This is a genomic window from Methylobacterium indicum (assembly GCF_001043895.1).
GTDB lineage: Bacteria > Pseudomonadota > Alphaproteobacteria > Rhizobiales > Beijerinckiaceae > Methylobacterium > Methylobacterium indicum.
Window position 1 is genome coordinate 1 of sequence record NZ_JTHF01000359.1, and the last position, 1,815, is coordinate 1,815.

Consider the following 1,815-nt stretch of genomic DNA (forward strand, 5'->3'; position numbering starts at 1 on the left):
TCCCCGGACGATCCGGCCCTGGACCGGGAGGGTGGAGGGCCGGCGGCTCGACCGCCGGCTTGACCTCCGCGGTCCTGGACTCCGCGACCTTGGCCTCGGATGCCTTTGCATCCGACGCCTTCGCATCCTGGGACTTGGCATCCTGGGACTTGGCATCCTGGGACTTGGCCTTGTCGGCCGGCTTGATCAGGTCGAGGACGTAGGACTCCTCCTCGCGGTAGCCCTCGGCGGTGTAGCCCTCGGCGAGCGTCACGGTGAGCCCGGCGGCGTCCGTGCCGGCCTCGGTCGCCAGGGCCGTCACCGCCGGGCGCGCGCCGGAGCGGGCCTCGGAAGCGTCGATCGTGTAGGCGCCGGGCACCCGCAGGCGGATCTCGCCGCCGGAGCGGGTGAGCCCGACCTCGGCCTGCCGCGGCAGGCGCATCGTGAGCCGGGTCAGGGTCGGCAGGTTGGCGACCTCCAGGCGCAGGGGCACCGGGCGCGGGGCGCGTGCGGCGGCCTCGCGGCGCAGGCGGGCGCTCAGCTCCTCGGCCCGGCGGGTGAGGTCGGCCAGCACGTCGGGCGGCAGGCTCGGCGGCAGGCCGGTCCAGCCCTCGGGCATCAGGTCGATGAAGACCCGCTCGCCGGCCTCGAGCACGTTGACCTTGTAGGGGGCCTGGAGGGCGACGCGCAGGCCGGAGCCGTCCGGGTCGCGCCGGACCTGCGCCACGTAGGCCGGCATCTCGCTCGCCAGGCGCTCGCGCTGGCCCGTCACCGGCTCGCGAAAGCCCACCACCAGCACGCCGCCGACGACCTTGGCGGTCACCTTGACGCCGTGGTCGAAGGTGAGCGCGATGCGCCCGAAATTCTTCTGCTCGCTGCCCTGGATCGCCGTCAGCTGCGCCGCGGCGGCCGCGCTCGCTCCGGCGGTCCAGCCCGCCAGCGCGATCAGCGCCGCAGCTTTGCGGCTCCTGCCCGTCGAACCCATCGCGATCCGCCCGTAAACCCCGAGCCGGCACCATGCCGGCATACGGCTAACGGGGGCTTAATTCAGTGCCGATCCGGCTCATGACCCTGGGTCAGCGCACCGCGTCGATCGCCGGAAGCTCCCCCGGGGGCAGACCCGGCGCGGCGGCGGCGGATTTCGGTCCGCCGACCCCGCGGGCGCGCTGGGCGAGCGCCACCGTGAGCCGCTCGGCCGCCTCGGGCTGCATCACCGCCAGCACCTCGGCCATCTTGCGCGGGTTCATGGCGACCACCACCGGCACCAGCACGTCGAGCTTCAGCCGGTCGAAGACCCGGGCGGCCTCCTTGGGCTTCATCGTCTCGTACATCGTCACCAGGGATTTGAGCCCGGCGGCCTCGGCCTCGGCGCGCTTGGCCGCGGCGTCGTCGCCCTTCTGCTCCAGGTTCTTGAGATCGTTGATGCGGCTCTCGAGCTTGCGCTCGGCGTTCTCGATCAGCTGCTCGCGGGTCTCGAGGTCGCGCGAGCGCTGCTGGAGCGCGTCGCGCCGGGCGCCGAGCTTCTCCAGGATCGCCCGCTCGGAGGAGGAGACCGGCTCGCCCGCCGGCCGCGGCGGCTCCGCGGGCGGGGCCGACGCCGCGGGAGCGGCCGGCGCCTCCTTCGGCGAGACCGAGCCGGTTACCGTCGGATCGACCGGCTCCCAGCCGGAGCGGGCATGGGCCAGCACCTCGGCGAAGCGGCTGCCGGTGGAGGGCGCGGCGTCGAGGAAGGCCAGGACCTTGAGGAGCAGCAGGCCGGAGGCCGCCACCGCCACCGCATCGACGAGGCGCAGCCGGATCACCGGCCCGCGCCAGGTCGGCGTCGCGGTCAGGCGG

1 protein-coding gene and 1 pseudogene are annotated in these 1,815 nt (G+C 74.4%); both read right to left on the reverse strand.

The features are described 5' to 3' along the window. Positions 1-964: pseudogene (locus tag QR78_RS29890) on the reverse strand (hypothetical protein); the annotation flags it as partial. 91 nt (positions 965-1,055) lie between these two features. Beyond that, on the reverse strand, positions 1,056-1,815 hold a 760-nt coding region (locus tag QR78_RS29895), incomplete at its 5' end, for a MotE family protein (RefSeq protein ID WP_048431266.1).